Raw genomic sequence first — 24,293 nt, 5'->3', positions numbered from 1 at the left:
GCACACAACCCCCGGTGAGACGGTGCTCGAAAGTTGCCTTCACTCACCAGCCGGCGGGTTCGAACCAGTCCCTGGCTTCCCGGCGGAACAGCAGCACGATCACCACGAGTGAACTGAGCGGTCCCAGCGGACCGGGCGGATGCCCGTCGGTGATCGACGGCACGGTCCAGAGCATGTTCAGCGCCGCGACGAGAATCGCGCCGATGCGCACCGACTGCCCGACCGAGCGAAAGGTCAGGGCCACCAGTCCGAGCAGGAATCCGGGCAGGAAGGGCACCGCCGTCATGAGCGCCGACCGTCCGCCGAGCAACCATCCCGAGGACGCCACGCACAGCGCCCCGATCACGGCCATCAGCACAGCGACGATCTGTGCCGCTCGCACCGCACGCGGCATTCGGTAACTGTCGTCCACGCCCGACCCCTGATCGGGCGGAATCCCAACGTCCGACATCGCCCCGACCCTACCGCCCCCACCAGCGGCAACGACGTCACCACGCCGAGGCTGAGGTACGGGCGACACGCCGATGAAGTGCTCCGGCGCACCGGCGACGGCGTCCTGATCCGGATGCGTGCCGGGGTTCGGGAGCGTCCCGGATCAGGGTCGCACGGCGGCCGATTCGAGTTCGCTCACCAGGACCGTCGGAAGCAGCCGTTCGCGCAGCACATGGTCGATCTCACCCGCGACCGGAATGACCACGGCGGCGGCCGACGTGGCGACGGCATCCACCAGCAGCGCGGTCCAGTCCGGATCGGAGTCCGCGGCGAAGGCGGCGGCGATGGCGGCCACCGCGGCGTCCCCGGCGCCGGTGGGATTGCCCGCGAGGGGTTCGGGCAGGGCCGCGGAGAAGGCCCGCGTCGCGGTGACCGCGACCATGCCGAGGCCGCCGCGGGTGACGATGACCGCGCCCACGCCACCGGCGATGATCGGTTCCACCGCGGCCAGAATCTCCGGGACGGTGGTGGCGGGTCGGCCGGTGAGGCGTTCGAGCTCCTCGATGTTCGGGGTGAGAACGATGCCCGGCACCCGCGCAGCCAGCTCCAGCGCGGGACCGTCCACGTCGCACACGGTCGGCACGCCGGCGTCCAGGGCGGTGCGGGCCAGTTCCGCGGGCAGGCTCGGCCCGACACCGACGGGCAGCGAGCCCGCTATCACCAGTCCGTTCATATCCGAGAGCATTCCGCCGACTCGCACCCGCAGCTGATCGATGGCGTGCGGTTCGGAGATGCGCGGGCCGGGCTCCCACAGCGCGGTGGCGGTGCCGTCGTCCGATTCGCTGATCACCACCGTGCGCCGCACCCACGGCAGCGCGTGCACGAAGTCGACCGGCATCTCCAGCTCGGCCGCGGCCGCGAAGGAGTGATCGGAGAATCCGGTCGCCCGGGCATACTTGCCCAGTTGATTGAGCACCCTGGTGACATTGATGCCGCGGCCGCCGAGGCGCTGATCCACCGACCGGACCCGATGCTCCCGTCCCCGCTCGAAATGCTCGACCCGGTAGGTCATGTCGTAGGCGGGGTTCATGGTCACGGTGAGGATCACCAGTACCACTCTGCACGCCGAGCGATCGGATGCAACCCTCGAATGCACGAACGGCATCGAAAAGGGTTTAAAAGGCAGGGATTTCGCGTTATTACCGCTGTTTTTCGCAGTCGGCGAGTACCCGCAGATGATGCTCTACGTCGCGCTGGATTCCCGCCCTGCCGGGCCCCAGATACTTTCGTGGATCGGTCATCGCGGGCGAGTGGCTCAGGGCCGCACGCACCGCATCGGTCAGGGCGATATTGAGTCTGGTGCCGATATTGACCTTGACCATGCCGTGCCGAATCGCCGAGCGCAACCCCTCGTCGGGGACTCCGGAGGAACCGTGCAGTACCAGCGGCACCGGTATCCGCGCTGCCAGCCGGGCGATGAGATCGTCGTCCAGTTCGGCCGAACGCACCGCCATCGCATGGGTGGAGCCGACCGCCACCGCCAGCGCGTCCACTCCGGTGGCGGCCGTGAACTCGGCCCCCTCCGCGGGATCGGTGCGCACGCCCGGTGCGTGCGCACCATCCTTGCCGCCGACCTCGCCGAGCTCGGCCTCCACGAAGACGTTCCGCTCGTGACACCAGCGGGTGATCAGGGCCGTGGTGACGACGTTCTGCCGATAATCCAGCGCCGACCCGTCGTACATCACCGAGGTGATGCCGAGTTCGACTGCCTCCCTGATCAATTCGGTGTCCTTGGCGTGATCCAGATGCACCGCCAGTTCGGCCGTGCTGTCCTGCGCGATCTGCAGGCAGGCGCGCGCCAGGGGCCGGAGACCGCCGTGATACTTCACCGTGTTCTGCGAAATTTGAAGAATCGCAGGACTTCTCACCGCCTCCGCAGCGGCCGCGATGGCCTCCGCGTGTTCCAATGCCACCACATTGAAGGCGCCGAGCCCACCCGGTCTGGCCAGCTCGATCAGTTTCGGGACAGCGGTCAGGGTCATGGGCTCTCCCGGGTCTGCGACGCACGCACGGGTTCCACCCGGACGAGCCGAGCCAGACGGGTGCGCAGTGCGTGGTCGATCTCCCCCGCCAGGGGCATGGCGACGGCCGCGGCGGAGGTGGCTACGGCATCCGCCAGTACGGCGGGCCAATTCGAAATGGCGGCAGGGGTTTTCGATACTCCCGCGAGTCCGGAGATGACCGCCGCGGCTGCGGCATCTCCCGCTCCGGTGGGATTACCGACCACCGGTTCCGGCAGGCATGCCGACCATGCTCCGGCCGCGGTGACCGCCACCATGCCGTCCGCGCCCCGGGTGGCGATCACCGCACCCGCGCCACCGGCGAGCAGCGGCCGCACGGCAGCCACCACATCGGCGGGCGTGCGCGGCGATGCGCCGGTGAGCGCCCGCAGCTCATCGGCGTTGGGCATGATGATCACGCCCGGCACCCGCGCCGCCACCGGCAGCGCGTCGCCGTCCACATCGCAGATGACCGGCAACCCGGCCGCCACCGCCGCACGCGCGAGTTCGGCGGGCAGGTCCGGGCCCGCGCCCGGCGGCCGCGACCCCGAGATCACCACACCACTGGCCCGGGGCAGCAGCGCCGCGATCCGCGTCTTGAGCCGCTCCACCGGCGCCGAACCCCGCAGCGCCGCCCCCGGTTCCCAGAGCCCGGTCGTCGTCCCGTCCGCCTCGCTGATCACGAGGGTGCGGCGGATCCAGGGCAGCGCGTGCACGAAATCGACGGGCATCTCGCGTTCGGCTTCGTCGGCGAAGTCGAGATCGGCGAATCCCGTTGCCACCGAGTGGATGCCCAGACTGTTGAGAACCCGGCAGACGTTGATCCCCTTGCCGCCCGCGCGCTGCTCGACCACCGAGACGCGCTGCACCACACCGTGTTCGAAGCTGTTCAAGCGATAGGTGACGTCGTACGCGGGGTTCATGGTCACGGTCAGGATCACCGCAGCCACCGCCCTCGACGCATGACCTGACGCAGTCTCAGCTCGTCGTCGACCACGACGAGGTCCGCGTATCCCCCGGACCTCAGGTCTCCGACGTCGGTGAGTCCGGCGGTGAGTGCGGGCGTCAGCGTCGCCGCGCGCACCGCGTCCGCCAGCGGCACACCGCATTCCCGCACCGCCCAGGCCAGGCATCGCAGCAGGTCCGAGGTTCCGCCGGCGATCGAACCGCTCGCCACCCGGGCCACCCCGGCGCTGACCGTCACCTCCTGCGGTCCCAGCCGATAGCGCCCGTCCGGCATTCCCGCCGCCTGCATGGCATCGGTCACCAGCGCCACCCGCTCCCGTGCGGCCGCGAACACCATCGCACCGAATCCCGCATCCGTATGCACCCCGTCTCCGATCAACTCGACTGTCGCGAACCCCCGTGCGGCAGCGGCCAATGCGGCCCCCACCGGCCCCGCCGCCCGATGATGCAGCGGCGGCATACCGTTCCCGAGATGCGTCACCGAGCGAGCGATCCCCGTGGGCGACAATGCCTCCCGGAACACCGCGAACTCGGCGTCGCTGTGCCCGAGCGACACCGTCACGCCGTGATCGGCCAGCATGCCGGCCACCGCCGCGAACCCGGTCCGCTCCGGAGCCATGGTCATCACGCGAAGGTGCCCTCCCCCGGCCTCGACCAGCCGCCGTGCCAGCCGCGGATCGGGATCCACCAGATATCGAGGATCCTGCGCTCCACAGCGTGCCCCCGACAGAAACGGCCCCTCGGCGTGAATCCCCCCGATCACCCCGTCCTGCGCCAACTCTCGCAACGCCCCCACCTGCGAAACCATGTCCTGCGCCGCCGCGGTCACGATCCCCGCCAGCACCGTCGTCGTCCCCCTCGACCGGTGATACGCGGCCGCCCCCGCCGCCTGTTCGTGATCCACCGTGTCGAACCGACACCCCGCCCCACCGTGATTGTGGATATCCACCAGCCCGGGTAGAACCGTCCCCACGGGGGCGGGAAGATCCGACTTCTCGTGCCTCGCAGCCCATTCCGCGAGCCCGGACACAGCCGTCACCCGCTCCCCCGAGATCGACACCACGCCGTCCTCGACCACATGTGCGGGCGACACGATCCGTCCCCGCACATGCACCTCGGCGCCACGTCCCCGATCCCCCGCGGACCCGATCACGCCGTCGCTCCGAACCCCGGGCGCACCGCCGAATCGTCGACCATTCGGCGGTTCCGATACCCGCCCGGCCCACCAACGCCCAGGCCCCGTGGTCTGTCCACTCCACGGGGGACGACCAGGCGCCTCTCATCGATCATTGCCTCGATTCGCACCTCCGGCGGCTCGCCGCCCCCATGTGGCGGGCCGCCCGCGACCAGTCGCGGAACCGCGGTCATGACAGGGCTCCGTGGCGCGCGAGCAGGGCGGCCCCGGCCAGACCAGCGCGGGGGCCGAAGGCGCCGATTGCGACTTCCGGTACCGGCACCACCCGCAGGCGGGCGGTGAGGGCCTGGTGCAGGGCGTCGGTCAGGGCGGCGCCCGCACCGGCCAGCCCGCCGCCGAGCACGATCAGCTCGGGGCATACCGCGTGGATCACGCCGGTCAGCCCGTCGGCGAGCGCGTCCATGGCGTCGGCGATCACGGCCCGGGCCTGAGGATCGGTGTCCGAGCGCGCGAAGACTGTTGCGGCGCTGCGGCATTCGGTGCCCGTGCGCAGCGCGTAGGTGCGTGCGATGTTGGCGGCCGACGCCACGGTCTCCACGCAGCCGATATTGCCGCAGGGGCAGAGCATCCCGTCGTGGCGAACGGGGATGTGGCCGTATTCGCCCGCCTGACCGAGTGCACCGCGAACGAATTTGCCTGCCACCGAGAGGGTTCCGCTGATTCCGGTCCCGATGACGATCACGCACACGGTGTCGCGATCACGCCCCGCCCCGAACCGCCATTCTGCCCAGCCCGCGGCGGCCACATCGTGATCGATCAGGACCGGCACCTGCCAGCGGTCGGTGAATCGACTGCCTATCGTCACGTTTCGCCAGCCGACGTTGCTGCTGAACACGGCTATCGACCTCACCGAATCGACCAGACCCGGTAGCAGCACCGCGGCGCGTTCGATACGCGACCTGTCCGCCGCGCTCAGTTCGTCGAGCAGGCTGTCACCGAGGTCGAGCATCGCGTCGAACGCGGCCTCCCCGGGCGGCGTCGGCACCGCCCCGGCGGCCAGCACCGTGCCCGCGTCATCGCTGATCTCGGCCTTGATCGTGGTACCGCCGACGTCCATGCCCAGCACGAGTGCCCGCTCCGAGACCGCGGCGGGTGGTTTCGAACTCATCCCGAGAGTCTCCGCCGTGCGCTTCCCCGGCGCAGGGGGATTTCGGGGAAGTCGCAGGTCATCAGGGTCTGACGGCATCTCTACCGGCGCCGGAAGACGATGGGAGACAGCGCCGTCCGGCCGGGAGCGCACCGGCGACCACTCGCCCGCCGACTCGACGAGCGGATCGGCGGACCGGGGACGCCGCCGAGCATCGGGACGGCCGACCGCGTGTGGACGCATCGAGGCTCGCCGGGGCGCGGGATCGTCCGTCGCGTTGGGGTGCACCGCGATTCACTCAGGAGTCCAGGACTACCGAGCGGGTGAGGCCGCGGGGGTGGTCGGGGTCCAGACCACGATCCGCGGCGCGCAGGACGCAGAGCCGGTGGACTCGGATCAGCTCGGCCATGGGATCGATCCGGCGGTGCTCCAGGTGCGCACCGGTGGCGGCGACCGCCTCGGCGAAACCGGCTGGGAGCGAGCCGAATCCCCAGACGACCCGGCCGGGCGCGGCAATGCTGATGGGGCCGTGCCGGTATTCGGTGGCGAGGTAGGACTCGGTCCACAGCTGGCAGGATTCGCGGAGTTTGAGCGCCGCCTCCTCGGCCAGGGCGGCGGCGAATCCCATTCCGGCGAAGCTGATCTGCTCGGTGTCGCGCACGGCGGCGAGCGACGGTGCGGGGTCTTCGGCGAGCACCTCGCGGGCCTGGGCGATCACCGGGGCCAGGTCCTCCCCCAGGTGGCTGCGCAGGATCGCGAGCGTGGTGGTGGCGAATCGCGTTTGCACCACGGACTTCTCGTCGGCGAAGTCGATCAGGATGGCGTCGCCGAGTTCCAGCACGGGCGTACCCGGGCTGGAACAGACCACGGTGCGCGCCAGCCCACCGGGCAATGCGCGCATGGCCTCGATCACCTCGGTGGTGGTGCCGGAGCGGCAGATCACCAGCGCGCGGTCGTACTCGCGAGTGGTGGGCGGCTGCCCCGCCGGCCAGGCGTCGGTGAGCCCCTGTCCGGACCGTTCACGCAGCGCGGCGTACGCCCGCGCCATGAACAGCGAGGTGCCGCAGCCGATTACGCAGACCCGCTCCCCCGCCGCGGGCAGGATCGCGCGGTGCTCGGCGGCGATCGCCGCGGCCCGGACCCAATGGTCGGGCTGGGAGGAGATCTCGGCGGCCAGATGCGTCGCCGGACTGTGAGAGGCGGAGGTCAGCACCGATCCAGCGTGAACCCAGTGATCGTTCATGTCAAATTTACAGCCAAAGTAGTCAGATTCGATCATTACCTCGGCTAGATTCGACACAGATCACCCGAACGACATCATCATCCGCGTTTTCGCCCGGGTGTGCGTCTCGAAAGGCTCTACTCGTGAAAAGACATCTCCATCGCGCCCTCGCCGGCGCCGCGATGTTCACCGCGGCCGCCTTGGCCACCGCCTCGTGCGGGTTCGGCTCGAATGACAAGTCCGACAACGATCCCCACACCGTCAACCTGCTCGTGCCGTCCTACAGCGACGGCGCGCACGGCACGAAAGCCCTGTGGGACGGCATCATCGCCGGCTTCCACGACAAGAACCCCGACGTCACGGTGAAGCTGCAGGTCGAATCCTGGACCGCCATCAACGATGTGGTGCGCACCAAGCTGCAATCGGAGTCCACCACCCCGGACATCCTGAACATCGACGCCTACTCCACCTTCGCCGCCGACAAGCAGCTGTACCCGGCCAAGGACGTGGTCTCGGAGTCGGTGCTGGCCGACATCACCCCGGGCTTCGCCCAGAACGCCACCATCGACGGCACCCAGTGGGCGCTACCGCTTTTCGCCTCCACCCGCACGCTCTTCTACAACACCGAACTCTTCGAGCGAGCCGGTGTCGCCACACCCCCGAAGACCTGGACCGACCTGACCGACGCCGCCAAGAAGATCCAGGCCCTCGGCGGCGGCGTCGCGGGCTACGGCCTGCCGCTGGGTAGCGAAGAGGCGCAGGGCGAATCGTCCATCTGGACCTTCGGCGCGGGTGGCAGCTGGTCCGACGGCGGCAATCTCACCATCGACACCCCCGACAACCTGGAGGGCGTGCGTGCGATGAAGTCGCTCGCCGATGCGGGTGTCACGCAGGCGAATCCGGGTGCGACCAATCGCCTGGACGTGATCAACGCCTTCATCCAGGGCAAGATCGGCATGATCGAGGGCCTGCCCCCGACCATCGGTCAGATCGCCGAGAAGAATCCGGGCCTGAAGTACGCCACCGCGCCCACGCCCACCAAGACCGGCGCCCCGGTCACCCTCGGCGTGGCCGATCATCTGATGGCGTTCAAGAAGGACGGCGGCAAGCAGCAGTCGGTGAAGAAGTTTCTGGACTACTTCTACTCCGCGCCCGTGTACGCCGACTTCGTCAAGAACGAGCATTTCATTCCGATCACCACCAGCGCGATCACCACGCTCGCCGATGATCCGGTGACCAAGACCTTCGCCTCAACCCTGCCCAACGCCCGCTTCTACCCGAGCAACAATCCGAAATGGGCGGCGGCGCAAGGCGTGATCAAGCAGCAGATGGGCACCATCACCCAGGGCGCGGATCCCGCCGACGTGCTCCAGAAGGTCAAGCAGGCGGCGAGTTGAGCAGGGGCAGAACCCGATTCACGGCGGGGCTGGCCGCCCTGCCGTGGATCGCCCCGGTACTGGTGTTGATCGCGGCCATCGTGCTGTTCCCGGTCGGCTACATGCTGTGGACCAGTACCCGGAACCTCTCGGCGTACGGCCAGGACCGGGGCTCGGCGGGATTCGGCAACTACCGCACCCTGTTCCGGATCCCGGAGCTGGGCTCGGTACTGCTGCACACCGTGATCTGGGTGGCGGCGGTCGTGCTGATCACCCTGGTGCTCTCGGCGGGGCTCGCGCAGTTCCTGAACAAAGACTTCCCGGGCCGCACGGCGGTGCGCCTGGCCGTGCTGGTGCCGTGGGCGGCGTCGGTGGTGATGACCACGACCGTCTTCTACTACCTGCTCGACCCGGATGTCGGCCTGGTCAACCGCTTCCTCGTCGACATCGGAATCCTCGATCGCGGTTACGGTTTCACCAAACAGCCCACCCAGGCGTTCCTGGTGGCGATCGGGGTGGCGGTGTTCGTGTCGATCCCGTTCGTCACCTACACGCTGCTGGCGGGACTGCAGTCGATTCCGGCCGAGATCACCGAGGCGGGCCGGGTGGACGGCGCGAACTCGTGGCAGCGCTATCGGCATCTGACCCTCCCGCAGTTGCGTCCGGCGATCGCGGTCTCGACCATCATCATGATCATCAACGTGTTCAACCAACTGCCGATCCTGCAGGTGCTCACCGGCAGCATCGCGGGATTCGACGCGGACACCACGACCACGCTGACCTTCAAATTGATTCGGCAGAACCAGCAGATCGACACCGCCGCGGCGATGAGCGTGCTGAATTTCGTGCTGATCGTGGCGATCATCGCGATCTACGTGAAGGTGGTCCGCCCGGCCGATCAGGTGGAGTCATGACGAGTCTCGACGCCCCGGCGACGAAAACCGCCGCGCCACAGCGAAAGAACCGGCGCTGGGGCCTGACCGCGGTGGGCGCGCTGCTCGCCGCGATCTTCCTGACCCCCTACATCGCGATGCTGCTGGGCTCGCTCAAGTCCCGCGCCGAGATCCAGCACATCCCGCCCACGTATCTGCCGCAGCGGTGGCATCCGGACAACTACGCCACCATGTGGGACACCCCGGAAACGCCGCTGCCGTTCAACCTGGTGAGCACGATCGTGATCGCGACCTGCGCGACGCTGCTGGTGTTGGTCGCGGCGATCCCGGCCGCGTACTACACCGCGCGCCGCCGGTTCCCGGGCCGCACCGTATTCCTCGGCCTGGTGCTGATCACCCAGATGCTGCAGCCGACGGTCCTGGTCACCGGCCTGATCCGGGAGTTCTTCGCCCTCGGCATCAATGACACCTGGCTGGCGATGATCCTGGTCAATTCCGCGTTCAACCTCTCGTTCGCGGTGTGGATCCTGCACAGCTTCTTCGCCGGGGTTCCGGTGGAGATCGAGGAGGCCGCCCAGCTGGACGGCCTGAGCCGCTGGCAGATTCTGACCCGGGTGAGCCTGCCGCTGGTGTGGCCGGGCATCGTCACCGCGACCATCTTCACCGTGGTCGCGTGCTGGAACGAGTTCGCGGCCAGCCTGGTGGTGCTGACCACGCCGGAGAATCAGCCGCTCTCGGTCGCGCTGACCAAGTTCATCGGCCAGTACGACACGGCTTGGCAATATGTCTTCGCGATCTCTACGGTCGGTATCGTGCCCGTTGTCATCCTCTTCGCGCTGATCGAGAAGCGCCTGGTCGCAGGACTCACCGCCGGAAGCGTGAAATGACCGCACCGGCGGATCGCCCGCAACGCTGGAACCGGCTGCTGGAATTGCTCACCGAGACCGGTCGACTCTCGGTGGAGGAGGCGTCCGAGCAGCTCGGCGTCTCCGCCGCCACCGTGCGCCGGGATTTCACGGCGCTGGCGGATCAGCAACTGGCCACCCGCACCCACGGCGGCATCGTGGCGACCTCGGTCGCGTACGAGCTGCCGGCGCGGTACCGGCACGGCGATCAGGCCAAACAGCGGATAGCGGAATACGCTGCCGCACTGATCGATCCGGACGCGGTGGTCGGACTCAACGGCGGCACCACGACCACCGAGGTGGCGCGGGCGCTGGCGGGCCGGGCCGATCTGTCCGTGCCCGGCGACGCCCGGCTGACCATCGTGACCAACGCGCTCAACATCGCCGCGGAGATGGTGCTGCGCCCGCACCTGCGCACGATCTGCCTCGGCGGCACGGCCCGGCGCGAGTCCTACGAGCTGCACGGACCGCTGGCCGAACGCTCACTGGCCGAATTGCGGGTGGCCACGGTCATTCTCGGGGTCAACGCGATCTCGGTGGACGGCGGGGCGCAGTGCACGCACCTGGACGAGGCGGGAGTGAACGCCGAGATGGTGCGCCGCGCGAATCTGGTCGTGGTGGTGGCGACCTCGGACAAATTGCAGCGCAGCGCGCTGGCCCGCATCTGCCCGATCGAGAAGGTGCACGTGCTGGTCACCGATGCCGACGCCGATCCGGACGCGGTGGCGGCCATTCGCGGTGCGGGCGTCCGCGTCGAGCTGGTCTGAGGACCACGCCCTACCTCTTCCGACCCGAGCACCCGGTCGGACAGTTGATTTCCGATGCCGGGGAAGTCTTCGCCACACCTCTCCATCGTGATTGTTAGTGACCGTTTTTGTCGTAGACAGAGCATAAACAAGCAATTATTCTATGGGGGAACGCATTCCGGCCTCGGTGCCGGAATGCACTTCGCTCCCTCGCCTCTCTGCTCCAGAGGAATTCCCATGCGTGAACTCCCCGCTCCCGACGTGACCGGCACCCTGCTGGGCTACCTCCTGATGTCCCCTCGGTCACTCCTGCACAACCTGGGCGTCCTGCTCGGCGTCGTGCTCTGACCGGGCGGGTGAGCAGATGACCTCTCGATCACGCGGGTTCGTGAAACTCCGGTCGGCCGCCCTGGCCACCGCCACGCTCGTCACCGCCACCGCCACGCTCGTCACCGTCACCGCCACGCTCGTCACCGCCGCCACCGCACTGTGGGAGTCCCCGGCCGCGGCCGTGCCGATCCCCGGCGGACAGATCACCACCCTGTTCGTCCCGGGCGCGGGCGTGCGGCTCAATGCCGTCATCACCGCGCCGGCCGATATCGCCGTTCACAAGAACCCGCTGGTGCTGCAACCCTCCGGCTGGGGCATGCCCGCCGTCGGCAGCATCGGCTCGGCGTACAAGCTCTCCTCGGGCGAGAACTTCGTCTCGATCGAGTACACCGCGCGCGGCATGTACCTGTCCGAGGGCGAGGTCGACCTGTTCGGCGCGAACGACGCCGCCGATGCATCGGCCGTGATCGACTGGGCCATAGCCAATCTCAATGTCGACCCCGATCGGATCGCCATCGCGGGCGGTTCGTACGGCGCGGGGATGGCGCTGGTCGCCGCGGCCCGCGATCCGCGCATCAAGGCCATCGTCGCGGACTCGCCGCCCGGGGATCTCGCCGACGCACTCGCCCCCAACGGGACGCCCAAAACCGGCGGCCCCTGGGCGCTCGCGATAGCCGGGGCCGCGACCAACCGCTTCACCCCCGACCTGGTCCAGCGCGGACTGGACCTGGCGCTGAACAACACTGGCGGCGCGTTCGCGGGCGTGGTCTCACAACACCTGCTCGCCGACGCGATCCCGAAGCTCAACGCCAACGGCACCGCGGTGTTCCTGGCCCACGACTGGCAGGACAGCCTGCTGCCCTCGGGCCCGGTGTTCACCAGCTTCGACGAACTGACCGGACCCAAGATGCTGTACATGCAGCCGGGCGACCACTCCACCGGCGGCGGAGCGGGACAGGTTGCGGGACTACCCAATCCGATCTGGGACGCGGGCATCCGCTGGCTCGATCACTACGTGAACGGGGCGGACAACGGCATCGACTCGGAACCGGTGGTGAACCTCGCGCCCGCCGGAACCGGCCCCTACCGGCACTTCGACTCGGTCGCGGAGGCGGTGGCGGACTACCGCCCGTTCCCCCTGTCGGTTCCGGCCGCCGGGGTGATGGGCGCCGATCCCACCGAAAACTGGAGTCAGCCACTGCTTTCCGGTCCCACCACCGCGGTCGCGGCGGTGCCGTACGTGAGCGGCACCATGGCGCAGCTCGCGGTAGCGCCCGCCGTTCCGCTGGGTACGGTCGACCGGAATCTCGCGGGCGTCTGGCGGACGGCGCCCTTCGCCGCGGGCACGCTCGTGAGCGGCGCTCCGCGCCTGAGTCTCACTGCCACACCGGCGAGTTCGGATCTGACCCTGATCGGCATCCTGTACGACGAGGGCCCGGACGGCACCGGAAAGGAAATCACCTATCGGCCGCTCACCCGGCACGGCCTGCAACCGGGCGCGCCCACCGAGATGAACTGGGATCTCGCCGCCACCTACTGGGAGCTGGCCCCGGGCCATCGGCTGACGCTCACCGTCACCTCACAGGACCCGATCCCCTTCGTCAGCTCGACCCCCATGGGCAGCGTCGTGACCTTCTCGGCGCCGTCGACCGCGGAACTACCGATCACCGCGTCGTGAGGGCGCTGCTGCGCGCGTTCGCGCTCCCCGTGCTCGTGCTGCTGGTGCTGCCCGCACCGGCGGCGCGGGCGACCCCGGGCGTCGGGGCGCCCGGCGACGCCACCTCGGCACTGCCGGTGACGGTCCCCGGCATTCGCCGATGGGATTCCGGCGCCGGACGTTTCGCGCTCGCCGACACCGTTCGCATCGTGGCCTCGGACGACACGGCCGCCGCCGCGACCCGCCTGGCGCGGGATCTGACCCGCACCGGACGTTCCGCCACGGTGACCTCCGGCACGGCGGAACCAGGTGATGTGGTGCTGCGAGTGGACGGGTCGGCCCCCGAGCAACCGGAGTCGTACCGCATCGACATCGGCGATGTCGTCACCGCGTCCGCCCGCACGGAAATCGGCGTGATCCACGCGACCCAGACTCTGCTGCAATGGTTCTCGCACGCGGTGTCACTTGCGCGGGGCACGGAGTCACTACCGCGAGACACGGTGTCACTACCGCGAGGCACGGCGATCGACTGGCCGGACTACCCGGAGCGCGGGCTCATGCTCGACGTCGGTCGCGAATTTCTCACCGTCGCATGGGTGAAGCAGCGCATTCGCGAGATGGCCTACTACCGGATGAACCTGCTGCACCTGCACCTGTCGGATCACTACGGCTTCCGGCTGGAGAGCACGAGCCATCCGGAGATCACCTCACCGGAGCACTACAGTCGCGCCGACATCGCCGAGATCCTCTCCTACGCCGCCGCTTACGGCATCGAGGTGGTACCGGAGATCGGCATACCGGGGCATATGAACGCGATCCTCGCCGCGCACCCGGACCTGATCTTGCGTCCGAGCGTCACCGGACCGGTGGATGTGGTCACCGACAGCCTGCTCGCGGGCAACGCCGAGGGCAGGATCGACCTGAGCGATCCGCGGGCCCGCCCGCTGATCGAGGATCTGCTGCGCGAATACGTGCCGATGTTCCCGGGCCGGTACTTCCACCTCGGCGGCGACGAATACGTGAGCGACTACAGCCGCTACCCACAGCTCGGCGAGTACGCGCGCACCACCCTCGGACCGGAGTTCACCGGCCGGGACGTGGTAGCGGATCTGTTCGACTGGGCGGCCGGCATCGTCCGCTCGTACGGCCGCACTCCCCGCGTGTGGAACGACGGGATCCCGCGCGGCGGACGCATTCCCCTCGATCGCTCGATCGTCGTGGAGCACTGGACCGCCGGCGACGGGCTGCTTCCGTGGCTCGGCAACGGCAATGGCCCCGAGGCGCTCGCCGACGCGGGCTTCACCCTGAGCAACGCCGCGTTCACGCCCACCTACTGGGCCACCGGCGGATACGCGCGGTCGTTGAACGCCCCACCGGAGCTGCTGTACGCCTGGGATCCGGGCCTGTTCGTGAACGGCACCCGGCTGCGCGCGGATCAGCGGGATCGGCTGCTGGGCTCGAAACTGCATGTGTGGTGCGATGATCCGACCGCGATGACCGAACAGCAGATGGTCGGGCCGGTGCGGGAACGACTACCGATCATGGCGCAGCAATTGTGGTCCGGCACAGGCGGTGTCGCCTACGCGGAGTTCGCCGACCGGGTACGCACCGTAGGCGTTCCCTCGCCATGACACCGCCTCCCATCGATGACGGACCTCCGGGGGACCTCTGCGCCGGTTCGCGCCGCGATGACCGGAAACGCCCTTCGACCGGATCCGGCCGCGCTGCCGATTGATTCCGAAACCTATAGTGTGGCAACACTGTTCATGATTCGAACGGAGCAGCGAATGCGCCGGAACACCACGTCCGCACCGAAGGCCGCCGCAGCGCGGATCGTTCCGGCGCTGGCGGCGCTGGCGATCGGCCTCGGCACGGCCGCCGGACCGTGCACCGCCGCACCGGGAGTCGCCCCGGTCGGAACGCGGAGCCCCGCGACCGCCATCACCGATCCGCCGTCCTGCCATCCCTCCCGCACGCACCCCCGCCCCGTGGTGCTGCTGCACGGCACCATGGACGACGCGACGGCCTGGCAGGTGCTCGCGCCGCGACTGACCGAGTCCGGATACTGCGTATACGCGCCGACCTACGGGTTCGGCGCGATCGTTCCGGCCGGTGGACTCGCACCGGTCGCGCGTTCGGCCGTCGAGGTATCCGAGTACATGGACCGGGTGCTCGCGGTCACCGGAGCCGACCGGGTGGACATCGTCGGGCATTCGCAGGGCGGGACCATCGCCGAGTACGTCGCCAAGAATCTGGGCCGGGCATCGCTCGTGCACAAGGAGATTCTGCTCGCGCCGGTCACCCACGGGACCGATCTCATGGGCCTGGTCGATCTATCCTCGCAGGTGCCCCCGCTGCGCACCGCCGTCGACTCCGCGGTATTGCCGCTCGTCTGCGCCGCCTGCGCCGATCTGGAGACGGATTCGCGTTTCGTGCAGGAGTTGACCGCCGGACCGATCGCACAGCCCGGAGTGCGGTATTCGGTGCTCGCCACGCACGACGACACCACCAGCACACCGGCGGGCTCGGCCTCGTTCATCGAGGAGCCCGGTGTCACGAATCTGTTCGTTCAGGACCTGCGCCCCGGGAGCGTGACGCACAAGGGGTTACCGGCCGATGCCGCGGTGATCGACTGGATCGCGGCTCGGCTCGACTCGGACAGTTAGCCGCAACAGCGTGCGAAATGCGAATTTCGTTGCCATTCGGAGATATTCGCGAGGCAGGATGGCCGCCGTGCACCCGCTCCCTACGAAAGACCTGCTGCTGCAGGCCTGCCGCGGCCTTCCTTCCGTCGACCATCCGCTGCTGCGCTGCGCGGGCTTACTGGCGGACCTGCACGAACAGAGATTGAACGCGTCGGCGAGCGAGACCGGGCCCATCGATTTCGACCGGGTGCGACTGGTGCTCGACATCGATCGCTGGGTGGCGGCCGAGCTTCCGAAGGCCGCGACCGACGCCCACCTGCACACCGAAACCGTAGGCACGGTGGTGGATCGACTGGCTCAGTTCTCGGCGCTGGCCTATCTCACCCTGTCCATGTCGCCCGATGCGGCGATGCAGGAGGCCGCGCAGCGGCTCACCGAATTGGCTGTCGCCTACGAGCATCTGGCCGGGGATCTGGCAGCCGGGCGTCGGCGGCTACCCAATCTGACCGGCAGCCGCGAGCATTGAGTTCCACGCGGCGGTGAGTCCCCGGATCAGCGATCCGCATCGATTACCGAGTTGATGTCGGCGGCGCCCGGCGAGGGGGCGGGACGCCGCCGACAGCAGCAGGTGGACCATGCGCAATCCACCGTCGAAAGGGGTCGGACGGCACGAACGAGGGGAATCCGCGTGGGAGTGCGGTGGCAGTACCCCGCGTTCGTCACCTGACAACCGCCCGGCCCGAACTTGCGACTCCTGAATCTTCGCCCCCGAACCTCGGAGCCCACCTCGACTCCGCTGTGAGTTGGCTGTGAGCGGCCGGTTTTCCGTAACAGACCGCCCGAGCCGAGCGTGCCGCCCAGGTTTCGGCGGACCCGATCGACGCGGCGCTCGGGCGATCCAGCCCGCTATCGCTCCGCCGGTCCCCCTCCGTCACCGAGCACACCGCCGTCACCGAGCACACCGCCCCGACTCGCATCGTCGGACACGACAGCCGCGTCGGCGGCCGCACCGGCGGGCAACAGGTCGCGAATGGCGTCGATGGTGTCGGCCTGGGCGGGTTCCTTGTCGGGGCGGTAGCGGACCACCCGGGCGAAGCGCAATGCCACCCCGCCGGGATAACGCGGGCTGACCTGCACGCCGTCGATGGCGATCTCCACCACCAGCTGGGGCCGGAGGTAGACGGTGTGCTCGTCGCGTTGTCGCTCGTGGCGCGGGAATTCCGCGGTCTGCCACTGCAGCAGCGCGTCGGTCAGGCCCTTGAAGGTCTTGCCCACCATGATCGGATCGCCGCCGTCCGGGTCCCGCGCGCCCAGGTGCAGATTGGACAGGTACCCGGTGCGCCGCCCGTAACCCCACTCCGCGCCGAGCACGACCAGGTCCAGGGTGTGGGTCGGTTTGATCTTCTGCCAAGCGCGGCCACGCCGGCCCGCGGCGTAGGGCGCGTCCAGGGCCTTGATCATGATGCCCTCGTGCCCGGAAGCCAGCGCACCGTCGAAGTATTCGGCGGCCGCCTCGGCATCGGGGGCGAGCAACGCCGGAATGGCAAGTCCGCCCGCGACTTTCGTGAGCGCCTCGCGACGTTCGCGCAGCGGGACGTCGAGCAGGTCGTCGCCGTTCAGGTGCAGGCAGTCGAAGAAGTACGGGTGCAGCAGCAGTTCCTGCGCGGAGGCCGCGCCGAATCGGCTCATGGTCTCCTGGAACGGCCGGGGTCGCCCGGAGTCGTCGAGCGCCAGCGTCTCTCCGTCCAGCACCACGCTCGTGCAGTCCATCGCGCGCACCAGATCCACCAATTCCGGCACGCTCGAGGTGATCTCGCGCAGGGTGCGGGTGAAGATGTGGACCTCGTCGCCGTCGCGGTGCACCTGGATGCGCGCGCCGTCCATCTTGTGCTCGACGCTCACCTGTCCGCCGAACTCGGCCATGGCCTCGTCCAGCGCCGTGCCGGGCGAGGCGAGCATGGGCTGGATCGGCCGTCCGACCTCGAGCCGGAATCTCGCCAGCGCCTCCGCACCGCCCTCGCGGGCCGCCAGCGCGCTCACCGGGAGCCGCCCGGACAGCATGTGGGCGCGGCGCACGAGGTCGATCGGCACGTCGAAGGCGACCGCCACGGCCTCCGCGACGATCGCGGTGAGCGCGCCCTGGCGCATCTCCCCGCCCAGGAGCCGGATCAGGAACTCGTGTTCGGCCGCGGTGGCGGCGGCGAACAGCGAGCCGAGCAGTTCCTTGCGCCGCGCCGTCGATCCGCTGCCCGCGACCCCGGCCAGTTCGGTGAACGCGCCGTCCACGGCCCCGACCGACAGCGTGGGTTCGGACGCCGGGGGGACCTGCACAGCCGTGAGGGTCCGCCACCCGGTCCCGATCCGGCCCTGCGGCAGTTCACCCGACACCCAGGCCACGACCTGGGCCAATTCCTCCGGCTCGGCACGGCCCAGCAGATCGGCGATCGCCGATATCTTCTTTTTGCGCGAGGTCGTCGCACGCACGGCCCCAGACGCTTCGACCACATCCGACAAGTGCACGGGATCGACCGTAACCCCGGTATCCGACACTCGAGCCCGCCCGACGCGCGGGGCGTTGTGACCGAACGCTCAACACCGTTGTTAATCAGCCATTGGCAACGGTGTGAATACCCCCATAAACTCGGTCACATGGCCAAGACCTTTGTCGGGGCGCGGCTACGTCAGTTGCGAACCGAGCGCGGGCTGAGTCAGGTCTCCCTCGCCAAGAAGCTGGAGATTTCGGCCAGCTATCTCAATCAGATCGAACACGACGTGCGCCCGCTCACCGTACCGGTGTTGTTGCGGATCAGCGAGGTGTTCGGCGTCGATGCCGGGTTCTTCTCCTCCCAGGACGACACCCGGCTCATCGCCGAACTGCAAGAGGTCGTGATGGACCAGGAACTCGCCATCGAGGCCGATGCCCAGGAAATCGCCGAAATGGTTTCCGCGCACCCGGGTTTGGCGCGCGCCATGGTGAACATGCATCGTCGCTATCGCAATACCACCGCGCAGTTGGCCGCGGCCACCGAAGACCGATTCTCCGACGGCAGCGGATCCGGGGCCATTTCCAAACCGCACGAGGAAGTTCGCGACTACTTCTATCAGCGGCAGAACTATATTCACGAATTGGATACCGCCGCAGAGGAACTCGCTAATCGCATGCGATTCCACGGCGGCGACCTGAAACGTGAGATCGCGCGGCGTCTGACCTCCGCCCACGGCGTGCAGATCGTCGAGCGCATCGACCTCGGCGACGGCCTGCTGCACCGGTACGACGCGGAGACCCGGCGCCTCGAGATCGCGCCGCACCTGTCCGGCGGACAGCGGGTGTTCAAGCTCGCCGCCGAACTGGCCTACCTGGAGTGCGGCGATCTGATCGAGAAGCTGGTCGGCGAGGGCAGCTTCTCCAGCCTGGAGTCCCGCACCCTGGCCAAACTCGGTCTGGCCAACTACTTCGCGGCGGCAACCGTGTTGCCCTACACGCACTTTCACGAGATGGCCGAGGACTTCCGCTACGACATCGAGCGACTCTCGGCCTTCTTCACCCAGAGCTACGAGACGATCTGCCATCGGCTCTCGACGCTGCAGCGCCCGAACCTGCGCGGCGTCCCCTTCTCCTTCGTTCGCGTGGACCGCGCGGGCAATATGTCGAAACGCCAGTCCGCCACGGGTTTCCACTTCTCCTCCAGCGGCGGCACCTGCCCGCTGTGGAACGTCTACGAGACCTTCGCCTACCCCGCGAAGATCATGACCCAGATCGCCCAGATGCCCGACGGCCGCAAGTACCTCTGGGTGGCGCGCACCGTCGAGCGCCGCGCCACCCGCTACGGCGAACCCTCCAAGATCTTCGCGATCGGCCTCGGCTGCGAACTGCGCCACGCCGGTCGCGTCGTCTACGCCGACGGCCTGGACCTGAACGACCCCAAGCCCACGCCCATCGGCGCCGGCTGCCGAGTCTGCGAACGCTCCAACTGCCCCCAGCGCGCCTTCCCGCCCCTCGGCAAATCCCTGGACATCAGCGAGCACCGAAGCTCCATCTCCCCCTACGTCATTCAGTGAGGGTTGGCCGATCTCACCGGCGCGAAACCGGTGAGATCGGCTCACATCACGGCCCGTTCGGCCGTGAATCGCATTCCGATCAGCGGTTATAGCCGACACCTCTGGAGCGAATCAGCCTGCTGTGAGCGGAAATTCATGCTGCCGAAACATAGGCAATCAGGGCTTCACCGAGAGTCATTCCGGCGCAACACTTCCCGTTTACCGTTCTGCCCACGAATACAGACGTTGTATACGCGGCGGTATTCGCTTACGGCGGCACTGTGCACCCTGCGCAGAGGTTGCCGCCGAACATCGTGATGTGAGAAGGGTCCGCCCACATGCAAGATTCCCTCCGCCGGGACAAGAACCGGCGTCTGATGAAGGCGATCACCATTCCGACCGCGCTGGCGCTGTCCGCCGTGCTGGTCGCCGGCTGTGGGTCGCGTGACAGCGACACCGCGTCGGGTTCGAACGCCAAGTCCTGCGTCGACACCTCGAAGGACACCATCAAGATCGGCTCGCTGCACTCGCTGACCGGCACCATGGCCATCAGTGAGGTCACGGTCGCCAACGCCACCAAGCTGGCGGTGGATCAGATCAACGCGGCCGGCGGCGTGCTGGGCAAGAAGATCGAGGTCGTCCTGGAGGACGGCGCCTCGGACCCGAAGACCTTCGCGGAGAAGGCCGAGAAGCTGGTCAGTTCCGATTGCGTCGCCGCGGTGTTCGGTGGCTGGACCTCCTCCAGCCGCAAGGCCATGAAGCCCAAGTTCGAGAACCTGAACTCGCTGCTGTACTACCCCGTGCAGTACGAGGGCCTGGAAGACTCCAAGAACATCTTCTACACCGGCGCGACCACGAACCAGCAGATCATCCCCGCGCTGGACTACCTCAAGCAGAAGGGCATCACGTCCCTCTACCTGGTCGGCTCGGACTATGTCTTCCCGCAGACCGCCAACCGTGAGATCAAGGCCTACGCCAAGGCCAACGGCATCGAGATCAAGGGCGAGGACTACGCCCCGCTCGGCTCCACCGATTTCTCCACAATCGTCAACAAGGTCCGTAATGCCAAGGCGGGCGCGGTCTTCAACACCCTGAACGGCGACTCCAACGTCGCGTTCTTCCGCGAGTACGCCAATGCCGGGTTGAACGCCAAGGACATGCCGGTGGTCTCGGTGTCCATCGCCGAGGAGGAGGTCGCCGGTGTCGGCATCCAGAACCTCGCCGGGCAGCTGACCGCCTGGAACTACTACCAGACCGTCGATTCCCCGGCCAACAAGGCGTTCGTCGACGCGTACAAGGCCGCCTACGGCGCCACCAAGCCCACCTCCGATCCGATGGAAGCCGCGTACACCTCGGTCTTCCTGTGGAAGGCGACCGTCGAGAAGGCGAAGTCCTTCGGCGTGGCCGACATTCAGGCCGCTGCCGACGGCGTGAGCTATGCCGCCCCGGAGGGCACCGTCACCATCGACGGCTCCAACCACCACATCACCAAGACCGCTCGGATCGGCGAGATCCGCCCCGACGGCCTGATCTACACCGTGTGGGATTCGGGCCAGCCGGTCAAGCCGGACCCGTACCTGAAGTCCTACCCGTGGGCCGAGGGCCTGAAGTAAATCGGTAGCCGCCGATGAGGGGCGGCCGGTGCGGATTCCCGTTTCCCCGAACGGATTTCCGCACCGGCCGTGCGGCAGGCCACCGACCGCTCCGCGTCGCACCGCCAACTGCGACGCGAACGAATCACAGAGGTATTCACAATGGAAGTCGCTGTCGGACAGCTGTTCACGGGTCTGAGCCTCGGCTCGATCCTGCTGCTCGCCGCGCTGGGTCTGTCCCTGACCTTCGGTCAGATGGGCGTGATCAATATGGCGCACGGTGAGTTCATCATGGCCGGTTGCTACACGACCTACGTTGTGCAGCAAACTATTTCGTCGACCGGCGTCGCGCTGATCGTCTCCCTGTTCGTCGGCTTCCTGGTCGGCGGCCTGCTCGGCGCGGCCCTGGAGATGGGTCTCATCCGCTGGATGTACGACCGGCCGATGGACACCCTGCTGGTCACCTTCGGCGTCGGGCTGGTGCTACAGCAGGCCGCACGCAACATCTTCGGCGCACCCGCCAAGAACGTGCTGATCCCCGAATGGCTGACCGGCGGCATCTCCATTGCCGGGACCGTCGTCCCCAAGACCCGAATCTTCATCATGGTGCTGGCCGTCGCCGCGGTGATCGCCCTGGCCACCGCCATGAAGACCACCCCGCTGGGCCGTCGCATCCGCGCCGTCGTGCAGAACCGCAGCCTGGCCGAAACCTCCGGCGTCTCGTCACGAGTGACCGATATCAGCACCTTCTTCATCGGATCCGGCCTGGCCGCGGTCGCCGGAGTCGCCCTCACCATGATCGGCTCCACCAGCCCCACCATCGGGCAGTCCTATCTCGTCGATGCCTTCCTGGTGGTCGTGATCGGCGGCCTGGGGCAGATCAAGGGCACCGTCATCGCGGCGTTCGGCATGGGCATCGTGAACTCGTTCGTCGAATACTCCACCACCGCGTCGGTCGCCAAGGTGATCGTCTTCGTGGTGATCGTGATCTTCCTGCAGGTGCGGCCACAGGGTCTGTTCACCGTCCGCACGAGGAGCCTGGCATGAGCACCATCCAGCGCTTCGGCGCACATCCGACTTTCAAGGCGCTCGGCGGTTTCGGGCTGGCGGCCATCGTGCTGTTCGGCATCGCGCCCGCCCTGCTCAGCGATTTCCGGCTGAGCCTGCTCGCCAAATTCCTCTGCTTCGCCATCGTCGCGGTCGGCATCGGCCTGGCCTGGGGACGCGGCGGCATGCTCACCCTCGGGCAGGGCGTGTTCTTCGGCATCGGCGCGTACATCATGGCCATGCACATGCAGATGGCCGACGCCGCCAAGGCGCACGAGGACGTCCCGGAGTTCATGACGATCTCCGGCATCTCCGAATTGCCCTCGTACTGGCAGCCTTTCGCCTCCGCGCCGGTCGCGATCATCGGCATCCTGGTGGTGCCGGGGCTGATCGCGGCGGTGCTCGGCTTCGGGGTGTTCAAGCGCCGGGTCAAGGGCGCGTACTTCTCGATCCTGAGTCAGGCGCTGGCCGCGGCCATGGCGATCCTGCTCACCGGGCAGCAGAGCATCGGCGGCTTCACCGGGCTCAGCGATTTCCGCACCTTCTTCGGGTTCCGGCTCGACGATCCGGTGAACCGGCGGATGCTGTTCTTCATCGCCGCGGGCGCGCTGCTGGTCGTGGTCGCCATCGCACGGCAGTTGATGCACAGCCGGTACGGGGAACTGCTCGTGGCGGTGCGCGATCAGGAGGAGCGCGTGCGCTTCCTCGGTTACGACCCGGCCAATATCAAGATCGTCGCGTATGTGGTGGCGGCGGTGTTCGCGGGCATCGCGGGCGCGCTGTTCACCCCGATCGTCGGGATCATCTCCCCCGCCGACATCGGCGTGGTGCCGTCCATCGCGTTCCTGATCGGTGTCGCGATCGGCGGGCGCACGACGCTGCTGGGCCCGGTACTCGGCGCGATCGGCGTGGCGTGGGCGCAGACCTCGTTCTCGGAGAACTTCCCGTCCGCCTGGACGTACCTGCAGGGCGCGCTGTTCATCGTGGTGGTCGGCTTCATTCCCGCCGGGCTGGCCGGATTCGGGCCGATGGCAAAGGGATTCATCGAAAGGTTCCGGACCGCGCGCGGCGCCGGCGGGGCGACGGCGGGCGAATCCATCACCGCCTCGGCCCTGTCCACCGGCGCCCCGGTCGAGGAGTCCGGACCGGTCGCCGGCGCGAGGACCGCGGACGAAGAGAAGGTGGACGCGCGATGACCGCTCCCGTACAGGAACCCACGACGCCGCAGCCCAAGATGGGCGGCAATGCCGGAATGGACAGCGAGTACCTCGAAATCCGGGGCCTGTCGGTCAGTTTCGACGGCTTCAAAGCGGTCTCCGATGTGGATCTCACTGTGCTGCAGGGAGATCTGCGATTCCTGATCGGACCGAACGGCGCGGGCAAGACCACGCTGATCGACGCCATCACCGGCCTCGCCCCGGCGACCGGCTCCGCGCAGAAGTCCGGCGCCGAGCTGATCGGCAAGAAGGTGCATCAGATCGCACGGCTCGGCGTGGGCCGAACCTTCCAGACCGCCAGCGTCTTCGAGCAGCTCACGGTGCTGCAGAACCTCGATATCGCGGCGGGCGCCGGACGCTCCGCGCTCACCCTGCTGCGCCGGCGCAAGTCGGTGCTGCCCGCCATCGAGGAGGCGCTCGAGACCATCGGCCTCACCGCGCTGCGCGACAAACCGGCCGGAGTGCTCGCGCACGGCCAGAAGCAGTGGCTGGAGATCGGCATGCTGCTGGTGCAGAACGCCTCGGTGCTGCTGCTGGACGAACCCGTCGCCGGTATGAGCGCCGAGGAACGCGAGGAGACCGGAAACCTGTTGCGCCGCATCGGTGGTGAGCGCGTGGTGGTCGTGGTCGAGCACGATATGGACTTCATGCGCGCCTTCGCCAGCTCGGTCACCGTGCTGGCCGGCGGACGGGTGCTCAGTGAGGGCACGGTCGAACAGGTGCAGGCCGATCCCAAGGTGCAGGAGGTCTACCTGGGCACCGCGGCCGCGGGCGAGCTACCGCCCGCCGAGGAGCCGGGGGGCGAGAGTCCCGATTCCGACGAGTCCCCCGAGGAGTCAGCCGATGCCCGCTGACCTGCCGCCCAGGCGAGAACGCACCACCCCG

The 24,293-nt window shown here is 68.2% G+C and carries 21 protein-coding genes; 13 read left to right on the top strand and 8 right to left on the bottom strand.

The features are described 5' to 3' along the window. Window positions 1-43 precede the first annotated feature (43 nt). The 7 genes from NJ1_RS29815 to NJ1_RS29785 form a co-directional block, all read right to left on the bottom strand. A complete protein-coding gene (locus NJ1_RS29815; RefSeq protein ID WP_157574335.1) occupies window positions 44-451 on the bottom strand; it encodes a hypothetical protein in 408 nt (135 codons plus the stop codon). Between the two features lie 144 nt (window positions 452-595). Continuing rightward, window positions 596-1,540: a hexose kinase gene (locus NJ1_RS29810; protein WP_245717645.1), complete on the bottom strand. Its 945-nt coding sequence runs from the start codon at window positions 1,538-1,540 to the stop codon at window positions 596-598. Between the two features lie 91 nt (window positions 1,541-1,631). Continuing rightward, complete coding sequence (locus NJ1_RS29805) at window positions 1,632-2,474, bottom strand: class II fructose-bisphosphate aldolase (protein WP_067700702.1); 843 nt, start codon at window positions 2,472-2,474, stop codon at window positions 1,632-1,634. Beyond that, window positions 2,471-3,433: a hexose kinase gene (locus NJ1_RS29800; protein ID WP_245717644.1), complete on the bottom strand. Its 963-nt coding sequence runs from the start codon at window positions 3,431-3,433 to the stop codon at window positions 2,471-2,473. The genes NJ1_RS29805 and NJ1_RS29800 overlap by 4 nt, the downstream gene beginning before the upstream one ends. Further along, window positions 3,430-4,551, bottom strand: coding sequence for an N-acetylglucosamine-6-phosphate deacetylase (locus NJ1_RS29795; protein ID WP_245717643.1), 1,122 nt, complete (start codon window positions 4,549-4,551; stop codon window positions 3,430-3,432). The genes NJ1_RS29800 and NJ1_RS29795 overlap by 4 nt, the downstream gene beginning before the upstream one ends. Before the next feature lie 271 nt (window positions 4,552-4,822). After that, window positions 4,823-5,761, bottom strand: a complete 939-nt coding sequence (locus tag NJ1_RS29790) for an ROK family protein (protein WP_067700699.1) — start codon at window positions 5,759-5,761, stop codon at window positions 4,823-4,825. Between the two features lie 277 nt (window positions 5,762-6,038). After that, window positions 6,039-6,983: an SIS domain-containing protein gene (locus NJ1_RS29785; protein ID WP_067700696.1), complete on the bottom strand. Its 945-nt coding sequence runs from the start codon at window positions 6,981-6,983 to the stop codon at window positions 6,039-6,041. Between the two features lie 122 nt (window positions 6,984-7,105). On the opposite strand from NJ1_RS29785, the gene NJ1_RS29780 reads away from it, so the two are divergent. The 8 genes from NJ1_RS29780 (at window position 7,106) to NJ1_RS29745 (ending at window position 16,040) form a co-directional block, all read left to right on the top strand. After that, window positions 7,106-8,359, top strand: coding sequence for an extracellular solute-binding protein (locus NJ1_RS29780; protein WP_245717642.1), 1,254 nt, complete (start codon window positions 7,106-7,108; stop codon window positions 8,357-8,359). After that, window positions 8,356-9,252, top strand: a complete 897-nt coding sequence (locus NJ1_RS29775) for a carbohydrate ABC transporter permease (RefSeq protein ID WP_067700693.1) — start codon at window positions 8,356-8,358, stop codon at window positions 9,250-9,252. The genes NJ1_RS29780 and NJ1_RS29775 overlap by 4 nt, the downstream gene beginning before the upstream one ends. Further along, a complete protein-coding gene (locus tag NJ1_RS29770) occupies window positions 9,249-10,118 on the top strand; it encodes a carbohydrate ABC transporter permease (RefSeq protein ID WP_067700690.1) in 870 nt (289 codons plus the stop codon). The genes NJ1_RS29775 and NJ1_RS29770 overlap by 4 nt, the downstream gene beginning before the upstream one ends. Further along, window positions 10,115-10,903 carry a DeoR/GlpR family DNA-binding transcription regulator gene (locus NJ1_RS29765; RefSeq protein WP_067700686.1) on the top strand — a complete coding sequence of 263 codons (789 nt, stop codon included), beginning with the start codon at window positions 10,115-10,117 and terminating at the stop codon, window positions 10,901-10,903. The genes NJ1_RS29770 and NJ1_RS29765 overlap by 4 nt, the downstream gene beginning before the upstream one ends. 343 nt (window positions 10,904-11,246) lie before the next feature. Beyond that, a complete protein-coding gene (locus NJ1_RS29760) occupies window positions 11,247-12,890 on the top strand; it encodes a CocE/NonD family hydrolase (RefSeq protein WP_157574333.1) in 1,644 nt (547 codons plus the stop codon). Then, entirely contained in the window at window positions 12,887-14,500 is a 1,614-nt protein-coding gene (locus NJ1_RS29755; RefSeq protein WP_067700681.1) for a beta-N-acetylhexosaminidase, read from the top strand. Before NJ1_RS29760 ends, NJ1_RS29755 begins: the two co-directional genes overlap by 4 nt. Window positions 14,501-14,656: 156 nt before the next feature. Next, window positions 14,657-15,535 (top strand): esterase/lipase family protein, encoded by an 879-nt coding sequence (locus NJ1_RS29750; protein ID WP_067700897.1) that lies wholly within the window; start codon window positions 14,657-14,659, stop codon window positions 15,533-15,535. A 58-nt stretch (window positions 15,536-15,593) separates the two neighbouring features. Continuing rightward, window positions 15,594-16,040, top strand: coding sequence for a DUF4254 domain-containing protein (locus tag NJ1_RS29745; RefSeq protein WP_067700678.1), 447 nt, complete (start codon window positions 15,594-15,596; stop codon window positions 16,038-16,040). A 380-nt stretch (window positions 16,041-16,420) separates the two neighbouring features. Here the strand turns inward: NJ1_RS29745 and NJ1_RS29740 are convergent, their stop codons facing one another. Then, complete coding sequence (locus NJ1_RS29740) at window positions 16,421-18,034, bottom strand: ATP-dependent DNA ligase (protein ID WP_084479009.1); 1,614 nt, start codon at window positions 18,032-18,034, stop codon at window positions 16,421-16,423. A 129-nt stretch (window positions 18,035-18,163) separates the two neighbouring features. Here NJ1_RS29740 and ramB point away from each other — a divergent pair, with 129 nt between their 5' ends. The 5 genes from ramB to urtD all read left to right on the top strand — a co-directional run bounded on the left by ramB (window position 18,164) and on the right by urtD (window position 24,262). Further along, the gene (ramB, locus tag NJ1_RS29735; RefSeq protein WP_067700674.1) at window positions 18,164-19,573 is read left to right on the top strand and encodes an acetate metabolism transcriptional regulator RamB; all 1,410 of its coding nucleotides are present in this window, start codon (window positions 18,164-18,166) and stop codon (window positions 19,571-19,573) included. A 356-nt stretch (window positions 19,574-19,929) separates the two neighbouring features. After that, complete coding sequence (gene urtA, locus NJ1_RS29730) at window positions 19,930-21,165, top strand: urea ABC transporter substrate-binding protein (RefSeq protein WP_422615797.1); 1,236 nt, start codon at window positions 19,930-19,932, stop codon at window positions 21,163-21,165. Between the two features lie 141 nt (window positions 21,166-21,306). Beyond that, window positions 21,307-22,191: an urea ABC transporter permease subunit UrtB gene (urtB, locus tag NJ1_RS29725; protein ID WP_067700894.1), complete on the top strand. Its 885-nt coding sequence runs from the start codon at window positions 21,307-21,309 to the stop codon at window positions 22,189-22,191. Further along, a complete protein-coding gene (urtC, locus tag NJ1_RS29720; RefSeq protein ID WP_084478997.1) occupies window positions 22,188-23,387 on the top strand; it encodes an urea ABC transporter permease subunit UrtC in 1,200 nt (399 codons plus the stop codon). Before urtB ends, urtC begins: the two co-directional genes overlap by 4 nt. Next, on the top strand, window positions 23,384-24,262 hold the full coding sequence (gene urtD / locus NJ1_RS29715; protein WP_067700666.1) for an urea ABC transporter ATP-binding protein UrtD: 879 nt from the start codon (window positions 23,384-23,386) through the stop codon (window positions 24,260-24,262). The genes urtC and urtD overlap by 4 nt, the downstream gene beginning before the upstream one ends. Window positions 24,263-24,293 lie beyond the last annotated feature (31 nt).

The organism is Nocardia jejuensis NBRC 103114, from assembly GCF_001613145.1.
Lineage (GTDB): Bacteria > Actinomycetota > Actinomycetes > Mycobacteriales > Mycobacteriaceae > Nocardia > Nocardia jejuensis.
The sequence above is the reverse complement of the archived record's forward strand: the minus strand, read 5'-3'. Positions and strand labels throughout refer to the sequence as shown.

What these genes read in the sequence shown, in the direction of transcription:
- NJ1_RS29815 (WP_157574335.1), bottom strand. Translation starts at nt 451, where the DNA reads ATGTCGGACGTTGGGATTCCGCCCGATCAGGGGTCGGGCGTGGACGAC.
- NJ1_RS29805 (WP_067700702.1), bottom strand. Translation starts at nt 2,474, where the DNA reads ATGACCCTGACCGCTGTCCCGAAACTGATCGAGCTGGCCAGACCGGGT.
- NJ1_RS29790 (WP_067700699.1), bottom strand. Translation starts at nt 5,761, where the DNA reads ATGAGTTCGAAACCACCCGCCGCGGTCTCGGAGCGGGCACTCGTGCTG.
- NJ1_RS29785 (WP_067700696.1), bottom strand. Translation starts at nt 6,983, where the DNA reads ATGAACGATCACTGGGTTCACGCTGGATCGGTGCTGACCTCCGCCTCT.
- NJ1_RS29770 (WP_067700690.1), top strand. Translation starts at nt 9,249, where the DNA reads ATGACGAGTCTCGACGCCCCGGCGACGAAAACCGCCGCGCCACAGCGA.
- NJ1_RS29765 (WP_067700686.1), top strand. Translation starts at nt 10,115, where the DNA reads ATGACCGCACCGGCGGATCGCCCGCAACGCTGGAACCGGCTGCTGGAA.
- NJ1_RS29760 (WP_157574333.1), top strand. Translation starts at nt 11,247, where the DNA reads ATGACCTCTCGATCACGCGGGTTCGTGAAACTCCGGTCGGCCGCCCTG.
- NJ1_RS29750 (WP_067700897.1), top strand. Translation starts at nt 14,657, where the DNA reads ATGCGCCGGAACACCACGTCCGCACCGAAGGCCGCCGCAGCGCGGATC.
- NJ1_RS29745 (WP_067700678.1), top strand. Translation starts at nt 15,594, where the DNA reads ATGGCCGCCGTGCACCCGCTCCCTACGAAAGACCTGCTGCTGCAGGCC.
- ramB (WP_067700674.1), top strand. Translation starts at nt 18,164, where the DNA reads ATGGCCAAGACCTTTGTCGGGGCGCGGCTACGTCAGTTGCGAACCGAG.
- urtA (WP_422615797.1), top strand. Translation starts at nt 19,930, where the DNA reads ATGAAGGCGATCACCATTCCGACCGCGCTGGCGCTGTCCGCCGTGCTG.
- urtB (WP_067700894.1), top strand. Translation starts at nt 21,307, where the DNA reads ATGGAAGTCGCTGTCGGACAGCTGTTCACGGGTCTGAGCCTCGGCTCG.
- urtC (WP_084478997.1), top strand. Translation starts at nt 22,188, where the DNA reads ATGAGCACCATCCAGCGCTTCGGCGCACATCCGACTTTCAAGGCGCTC.
- urtD (WP_067700666.1), top strand. Translation starts at nt 23,384, where the DNA reads ATGACCGCTCCCGTACAGGAACCCACGACGCCGCAGCCCAAGATGGGC.